The sequence below is a fragment of the Streptomyces silaceus genome (assembly GCF_001419745.1).
Lineage (GTDB): Bacteria > Actinomycetota > Actinomycetes > Streptomycetales > Streptomycetaceae > Streptomyces > Streptomyces silaceus.
The window spans coordinates 1-7,639 of sequence record NZ_LIRJ01000464.1 but is presented as its reverse complement, the minus strand read 5'-3'; the positions used below and the strand labels follow the sequence as shown (position 1 = coordinate 7,639).

General features: G+C 68.6%; 9 protein-coding genes. 7 read left to right on the top strand and 2 right to left on the bottom strand.

Annotated elements, in window-relative coordinates:
- Positions 1-480 (bottom strand): serine/threonine-protein kinase (locus tag AOK22_RS34140; protein ID WP_157872365.1); only part of this gene is annotated, 480 nt, incomplete at its 3' end.
- A gap of 505 nt (positions 481-985) precedes the next feature.
- Between AOK22_RS34140 and AOK22_RS34135 the strand changes: the two genes are divergently transcribed.
- From AOK22_RS34135 to AOK22_RS34110, 6 genes are all read left to right on the top strand, one after another.
- Positions 986-1,471, top strand: coding sequence for a hypothetical protein (locus AOK22_RS34135; protein ID WP_055702592.1), 486 nt, complete (start codon positions 986-988; stop codon positions 1,469-1,471).
- Between the two features lie 41 nt (positions 1,472-1,512).
- On the top strand, positions 1,513-2,577 hold the full coding sequence (locus AOK22_RS34130) for a hypothetical protein (RefSeq protein ID WP_341845629.1): 1,065 nt from the start codon (positions 1,513-1,515) through the stop codon (positions 2,575-2,577).
- Between the two features lie 81 nt (positions 2,578-2,658).
- Entirely contained in the window at positions 2,659-2,997 is a 339-nt protein-coding gene (locus AOK22_RS34125; RefSeq protein WP_055702591.1) for a type VII secretion target, read from the top strand.
- On the top strand, positions 2,994-4,346 hold the full coding sequence (locus AOK22_RS34120) for a hypothetical protein (RefSeq protein WP_055702590.1): 1,353 nt from the start codon (positions 2,994-2,996) through the stop codon (positions 4,344-4,346). Before AOK22_RS34125 ends, AOK22_RS34120 begins: the two co-directional genes overlap by 4 nt.
- 24 nt (positions 4,347-4,370) lie before the next feature.
- Positions 4,371-5,048 carry a hypothetical protein gene (locus AOK22_RS34115; protein ID WP_055702589.1) on the top strand — a complete coding sequence of 226 codons (678 nt, stop codon included), beginning with the start codon at positions 4,371-4,373 and terminating at the stop codon, positions 5,046-5,048.
- A gap of 24 nt (positions 5,049-5,072) precedes the next feature.
- Positions 5,073-5,741, top strand: coding sequence for a hypothetical protein (locus AOK22_RS34110; RefSeq protein WP_055702588.1), 669 nt, complete (start codon positions 5,073-5,075; stop codon positions 5,739-5,741).
- A 28-nt stretch (positions 5,742-5,769) separates the two neighbouring features.
- Here the strand turns inward: AOK22_RS34110 and AOK22_RS34105 are convergent, their stop codons facing one another.
- The gene (locus AOK22_RS34105; RefSeq protein WP_055702587.1) at positions 5,770-6,111 is read right to left on the bottom strand and encodes a hypothetical protein; all 342 of its coding nucleotides are present in this window, start codon (positions 6,109-6,111) and stop codon (positions 5,770-5,772) included.
- Positions 6,112-6,557: 446 nt separating this feature from the next.
- Between AOK22_RS34105 and AOK22_RS34100 the strand changes: the two genes are divergently transcribed.
- On the top strand, positions 6,558-7,639 hold a 1,082-nt coding region (locus AOK22_RS34100; protein WP_425264102.1), incomplete at its 3' end, for a LysM peptidoglycan-binding domain-containing protein.

Genomic DNA, 7,639 nt, shown 5'->3' with positions numbered 1-7,639 from the left:
GGCCCGCGCGATGCCGAAGTCGATGACGCGGGGGCCGTCGGAGGCGAGGAGGACGTTGGACGGCTTGAGGTCGCGGTGGATGACGCCGGCCGCGTGGATGGTCTGGAGGGCCTCGGCGATGCCGCCGAGGAGCTGCAGCACGGTGGGGACGGGGAGGGCGCCGTGGCGGGTGACGGCGGAGGAGAGGGAGGGGCCGGGAACGTAACTGACGGCGAGCCAGGGCTCGGGGCCGTCGGTGAAGCTGTCGAGGACGGGTGCGGTGTAGGCGCCGTGGACGCGCCGGGCGGCGTCGACCTCCTGTGTGAACCGCCGCCGGAACTCCTGGTCCTGCGCGTACTCGCGCCGCACGACCTTCAGCGCCACGGGCTGGCCGCCGCGGGTGTGCGACAGATACACCACCCCCATGCCGCCTTCCCCGAGCCGGGCCCGCAGTCGGTAACCGGCTATCTCCCGGGCATCATCCGGCCCCAACTCGTCCATCGGGTCTGCCTTTGGGTTCGCTTCTGGCGGCGGATCGTGTCGCGGATCGCTCGTACGGGCCGTCACCGGCCGAGGAGCCATGCTACGTAAGGGGTTCGTGGGGAGGACGGGGCGCCGTCGGCCGCTCACGGGTGGGGTGGCAACTGTCGTGTGTGTCGGCTGATCACACGTATTGATGATGAGTTTCCGTGTATGCCAGACGGGCTTGCGCCCGGCGGTGCCGGGTCGTGGGGGGTCGGTGCGGCGGTTGCTCCGCGCCGGGTTCGGGCGGAACGGCGCGTGTGCGACTGGAACATAGGGGCCGGCCTGACCTTCGCCTGAGTTCCCCCCCACTTCCCAGGAGACCCGAGTGAACCGCCCTGCCCGGCTCGTTGCGGCCGTTTTCACCATGTCTGCGGTGTTGTTGATGTCCGCCTGTGGCTCCGGAGGGGGCGGTGATTCAGGGGCGGACAAGATCAAAGGCGCGGACCAGGGGGCGAGTGGCCGTCCGTCGGGCTCCCCTTCGGTGGGGTCGGAAGCAGCACGCCCCACGATCACACTCCCCGAGTCCTTTCGGGCGGACTTCGAGGGCTGGACGAACAGCGACCCGAAGCTGCAGTCGATCCTGAACGACGGAAAGGACCGGCTGCGAGCCGGATACGCCGCCATCATCGCGGGCAACCCACAGGACGGTTCGCTGAAGTTCTTCAGTACGGACGAGGCCCTCAAGTCCGCCCCGACGTGGGTGGAGACGTACGAAGGCCTCGCCCTCAAGGGGAGGGTGCGGGTCTTCGATCCCGAGGTGCACATCAGCAACGAGGGCTTCGGTGTCCTTTTCTACTGCGTGGACGAGGCCAGGGCGTTCACTCGGAACACCAGGACCGGCAGGGTCGAAGGCACGCCGGAAGGCGACGACCCGATGGTCCAGTACCGCACGCGGCTGGGCAGGAGCGCCGACGGCGTGTGGCAGACCTCGACCGTGGAGACGGAGCGAGGGGGCTGCCGCAAGTGATTCTCGGCCGACACACCGCTCGCGGGGTCCTGAGGCTGCTCGTGACAGCCGCCGTGGCACTGCCCTCCGCCGCCCCGGCGATCGGCGGGGGAGGGGAGGAGTCGACGGGCGCGCACAAGCCCGGCCAGTCCGTGCAGGGCTCCGCCTCGGGGCGTTCGCTCATGGCCTCCGTCTCCCGCTCGAAGATCAGGCTCAGCTACCCCGGCGGCCACACGGCCAGAGCCGGCATGGGGGCGCTCGCGTCCGTGGATCCCGACTGGCGGCCCCCGGCGTGCTGGTACGAGCCGGTCTTCACGCCCGGGCAGCTCAAGGACGCCGTCGCGACCGGCGAGGGCGGGCTCGTCAACGCGCACGTGTGGTGGAGCAACGGGCTCTGGGTGGACCACTACGAGAAGGGGAAGCCGCACGTCGACGCCGCGCTGAACCGCCCCGGGGGCACCGCCGCTGCCGACGACGGCTACGAGAACTACAACCTCGGCAAGAAGGGCATGTTCTGGCGCAGCACGGTCCGCGAGGGCATGTATCAGGACTCCAGGGCTTGGGACTGCGGTCGCGTCATGTTCTGGCAGGACGCCGGCACCGTGCCCAAGGACAAGAACGCCCCCACACCGGAGACGCTCGCGGCCTTCGCGTACGACCGGATCAAGGTCCCGGACACCGAGGTCGAGCTGCGGCCGCAGGGGCGGTCGACGGTGAATCTGCCGACGTGGGCGTGGCTGGACAAGGGGACGTTCAAGGAGGTCACGGTCCGGGCGGACCTGCCCGGTACGGGGTTGTGGGCGGTGACGACGGCCCGCCCGGTGGCGCTTCGTCTGGATCCGGGTACGGGGGACGCGGAGACGTACCCCGGCTCCGGGGACTGCGGGATCAACGAAAACGGCAGCATCGGTACGCCGTACAGCAGGGACGCGGCCGAGGAGGGGCCGCCGCCGTGCGGCGTCGGCTATCTCCGTGCCACGAGCGGGCGGCCGTACCGGCTGAAGGCGTCCGTCACCTGGGGCATTTCCTGGAGGGGCAGTGGGGGAGCGAGGGGTGAGCTGCCGGACGGCACGTTCGAGACGGCGCGGGACGTGGTCGTTCAGGAGATTCAGGCCGTCAATCGCTGAGCGGCATCAATCTTCACTCGCCGTTCACCCCTCTCTCGCCGTTTATCGTTGATCGCCATGCGAAAGGAGCGTACGTACCGAATGGCCGACAAGCTGCAGGTCGACGGTGATGAACTGGACCGATTCATGCGGCTGTTGAACAGATCGAACTCGTCCTTGAAAGCTCTGCGTAGAGCTCTTGCCGATGCGACCGTCACCGGCCTCGGTACCGACGATCTCGACAAGGCCTGCGAGGAATTCCAGGACGACTGGAAATTCGGCGCCGAGCAGATCGGCAAGCAGACGGAAGATCTCGCGAAGATTATCGGGAAGAGTAAGCAGAGTTACCAGGAGGTCGACAAGGCATTGGAGGCAGCCTTGAACAAGGCCGAGGCCAATGGCAAGCACAAGGGCGCCGGTGCGAGCGGAGGTGGCACGTGACGTACACCCCCGGCCTCGAGAAAGATCCCTTCGCTTCGTCGCAGGCCCGCCGCAACGGCCCTCTTCCGCAAGGTCTGAAGTCTTCGCCGGACATCCCGAATCCCCACTACCCCGACCTCGGCTTCAATCCGGTCCCCGGTAGCCCGGACACCGTGAAGGCGCTGCACAAGAAGCTCGTCAAATGCGCCAAAGTCCTTGATGACACCCACGAAGTGATCACGAAGCTGATGGACGGAAGCTACTGGTCGGGTGACGCGGCGGTCGCCTTCCGCGAGCAACTCCAAGACGGCCGGCTGCCGAAGGATCTGCAGAACGCAGCGAATTCCCTCGTCAAGGTCGCCCGGCACCTCGACCGTTGGCACGGGGAACTCGACGGATTCCAGGCCCGTGCGAAACGCCTGAACACAGAGGCGAAAGCCGCTCGGAACGTGCTTGAGAGGGCGCAGGGAAGGGCCGACACTGCGGGCAAGGACCCGGACCTGGACAAGACAGGTAGCCGTCACGACGACGCGAAGAGGGTCCTGGAGCGCGCCGACGGTCAGGTGGAGGACGCGCAGGCGGAACTGGACCGGATCCTGGGCAGGGCCCGAGACCTCGCGTACGAGCATGAGCAGGGGGCCGGGCGCAGAGCGACCAAGATCCGCGCCGCGACGGACAAGCTGGCTCCGCATGAACCGGGCTGGTTCGACAAGGCGTTGGACTGGGTCGAGGAGAACCTGCCCGACATCCTCGCGGCGGTCGCGGGCGTGGTCGGTCTGGTGGCGATCATCTTCACCGGGCCACTCGGAGTCACGGCCGTCGCCGCGCTGCTGCTTGCGTCCTCGGCGCTCGGCGCGGGTGCGCTGGGTCTGCGGCTGACGGATCCGGAAGTGCGCGCGTCGTTGTGGGACGGTTTCACCAAGGGTGAGTTCGACGCGGACTTCTGGAGCAACGCGGTATCGGTGGGAGCCGATGCGGCAGGTGTACTTCCGGGACTGGGCGCTGTGACCAAGGGCGGTTACTTGGGTGTCCGGGCTCTCACGCAAGGAGCCGAGGCCCTGAGCCTCGGGCAGCGGATGGCCACGGTAGGCAGCAAGGTCATGGACCAGGCCCGCGCCGTCTCCGCCTTGGACAACCCGCTGATCACCTACACGGTGCGTGGCGCCGCCGACCCTGCCAAGGCGGCCAGAGCGGTGGCCGCCACCTCGGGCTCACTGGGCGTGGGTACCGCGGGCTTCGGACTGGTGAACAGCCTTCTGGACGTGGACGACGACAAGGTCAAGGACGGAGCCGTCGCAGGGATCGACGGAGCGCGTCTGGGCCTCGACAACGCTGGAATCCTGAACCTCGCCCGCCATGTCTTTGGCTGAGCGGCCCCACAGAGAGAGTGTGCCGTGAACCCTTCCGAATACGTCACCGCCTGGGAGCATCCGCCGACCCGCCGCGCCTGGCTCCAGCACATGGCCATGAACGTGGTCGGGCTCATCGGCTGGCTCATCGGCTGGATCGCACTGCTCGGCATCTCGACGCGCACACCCGACTGGGTCGTGTGGGTCTTCATGCCGTACTTCATCTACGGGCTCTACCGGGCGGTCGTCCAGGTCGGCTATTTCCCGGCAGGTCTGCGCATGCGGCGCATCCTGCGAACGTACCCATGGCAGGTGCTCTGCGGAGTGCCTCGTGGCCTGGCCGCGCATCCGGCGGCACAGGACGACGGCATCTGGATCGAGTTGCCCGATCCCACGGATCAGGAAGAGAAGATCCCGCTGGTGTTCACCAGCCACTTTCGCTCGTACTGGTGGATGAGGCGCATCGGCGGGCCCCGTACGAAGCCGGAGCTCAAGGCCCAGTTGGAGCCGCTCTGGTTCGCCGGCGACCCTAGGTTCCTCGGTGTCGTCGCGGCCTCCCGGCGCGGTGGCGAAGTCCCTCGGCGTCTGCGCGCCCTCCAACAACCGTCTGCCCTCGGCAAGGCCCCGGCCGGCCTGAGCCGGGACGCGAGTCCGGTCGACCTCGAACGCGCCCGCAACGCCGGAGCGCGACTCCCCGACCACGTAGCTGAGCTTCGCAAGTGACGCGCTTCTCCATCGGAAGGACCCATGAACTCCCTTCGCTTCGCCGTCCACGAGTCCGCCAGGTCCCCCCACGCAGAGATCTGGTTCGCCGAACCTCCTGGCTTCACCGCGATTCCGCTCGGCGTTCTGCTGACTCCGCAGGGATCCCCGGCCTTCGACACACTGGACACGGCCGTCGCCGCGCTTCTGGAATCGGCACCTGATGAGAGAGTCCGCCAGTTGCTCATCGCCCAACTCGCTAAGGGAAAGGCCTTGCTGGCGTCACTCGTCGAGGTGGGAACCGCTCACTGTTCGATCGGTCTGCACCGCGACGACCATCCGAAGAGTGGTGGTACCCCTCATCCCCTCCTATCCCTCCTCACCCTCACCTGGCGGTCCACTGCCACCGCGCCGTCCGCGCTCACCGCAGCCCGTGCCGTTGCCTCCGAAGGGCATCCGCACAGTCGTGTCGAGTACCTCGACCGGCTTGCATGTGGGCCCGTCACCCTCGGGGAAGTCGTCCGTACTCCCTTGCCTGGCACCGGGCTGCCGACCCGGCCCCTCCTGCAAGTGCACGCCTATCTTCCGCATCCCGACCGGAAGCGGATGGCCGTGTTCACGTTGAGTTCCGCCGCCGTGGAGCGGCGCGAGGAGTACCGGGGGCTCCTTCGGCGTGTCGTCGAGTTGGTCAGCTTCGAGGAGCCGACAGGGTGACTGAGCCCACCGCCCCCCGCTTCAAGGGCTACTTCGCCCCGTCCTTGCCACCCCCACCCTTCTCGTTCACCTTCACCGCGTCGTTCACCTTCTTGGCCAGGTCGTCGTCCAGCTTCTTGAACTCGCGTACGACCGCGTCGGACAGGTCCGCGAGCTGGTCCAGCTGTTGGCCGATGTCCTCGCGGCCGTCCTCCCAGTTGGACTCGAAGTCGTCCAGGGAGTCGTAGACGCCGCCGTCGCCGATGTCGTCGCGGTAGGACTCGAAGATCTTCTTCGTACGGTTCATGCGGTCCTTGATGGAGCGCAGCCGACTGCCGTAGTCCTCCAGGTCGGTGAGCGGTACCGCGAGGTCGCTCTTGCCCTTGCCCATGAGTCCTCTCCCCCTGTCGTCGGCCGATCGTCGGGCCGGTCGACCCAGTGTGCGCCCTGGTCCCAGTGTGTCAGCGGTGCCCCCGGGTGTGACCGGGGCATTCCGTACGCGGCCGGAGGCATTCCGTGCCGGAACTGTGACGGGAGAGGGGGAGGGGAGCGGCGGCCGTGCGTCTGAGCATGCGGACTGCGGGGGAGTTGCCGCCTCCGGACGGGACGGGGGTTCCCCGGTCCACCCCTCGTGCAAATCGGGCTTTTGGGGCGAGTGGTCGTCAAACGGGTCGACGCCCTGGGCTCCGCCCCTGTCTGCTCTCCGACACCTTCCGTACCATCACCTCAGTACGTCAGGAGCAGTAGCCCCGAGCCGCGTTCCGACGCTGCTCGACCCACGCTCCGCCCACGTCCCATCCCACCCACTCCTCCCCACAGGAACCCAGGACACCCGCCATGGCGCGCACCACCTCACGACGCTCGACGAGCCCGCCGAATCCGCAGGCCCCGCGGAACCGGACGCCGCAGCCTCTGCCGCGGCGCCGGCGTTCCTTCGGGGACTTCGTCAAGGCGTTCTTCGCCTTTGTCGCGCTGGCCGTGCTCCTGGTCGGCGTGCCCGGAGCCCTCGCGTACTTCGTGGGATGGCCGCTGCCGAGCGGCGCGCCCTCGCTGAGCTGGCTGCAGCAGGAGATCACCGTCGGCACGTTCATCAACGTGCTGACCGTCGTCGTCTGGTTCGCCTGGGCGCAGTTCACCGCCTGCGTGCTCGTCGAGATAAAGGCCGCGCTCTCCGGGGTCGGGATCCCGAACCGGGTGCCCGGTGCCGGCGGCAGCCAGATGCTCGCGCGTCAGCTCGTCGCCGCCCTGCTGCTCGTCGGCGCCACCGCCGCCAGCTTCGCGCCGGGGCTCTCGCAGTTCGGGCAGTCGCTGGAGGGGAATCGGAAGCCGGCCACCGCCGCGTCCGCCCAGCAGACCCCCGGGCTGTTCGGGCAGGAGCAGCAGCAGGCCGCCACCGCCGCCGACGCGCTCGCCGCGCAGGCCGACCAGGCCGCCGCGCACGCCGACGGCGGGAGCACCGCCAAGGACGGGGATACGAAGTACTACCGGATCCAGCCCCCCGAGGGCCGCCACCACGACTCCCTGTGGGAGATCGCGGAGCGGCACCTGGGCGACGGCCGTCGGTACAAGGAGATCTACCAGCTCAACAAGGACCGCGAGCAGCCCGACGGCTCCCGGCTCTCCGAGGCCAGCCTCATCCGGCCCGGCTGGATCATGGAGATGCCCGCGGACGCGCACGGCGGCGAGCTCGTCGAGATGCCCGACGAGGCCCCGAAGGTTTCCCAGGACGTCAAGGAGCAGATCTCCGACTACTCCAAGACCGGCGACCAGGGCGGCAGCGGGGAGCAGGGCGGCCAGGAACAGGGCGGCCAGGAGCAGGGCGGCGGACAGCAGGGCGGCGGCAGCTCCGTCGACCGCGACACCGCCCACATCGTCCTGCCCGAGCAGCGGCCCGCCGCGCCCGCCACCCCGGCCATGCC

What these genes read in the sequence shown, in the direction of transcription:
- AOK22_RS34105 (WP_055702587.1), bottom strand. Translation starts at nt 6,111, where the DNA reads ATGGGCAAGGGCAAGAGCGACCTCGCGGTACCGCTCACCGACCTGGAG.
- AOK22_RS34125 (WP_055702591.1), top strand. Translation starts at nt 2,659, where the DNA reads ATGGCCGACAAGCTGCAGGTCGACGGTGATGAACTGGACCGATTCATG.
- AOK22_RS34110 (WP_055702588.1), top strand. Translation starts at nt 5,073, where the DNA reads ATGAACTCCCTTCGCTTCGCCGTCCACGAGTCCGCCAGGTCCCCCCAC.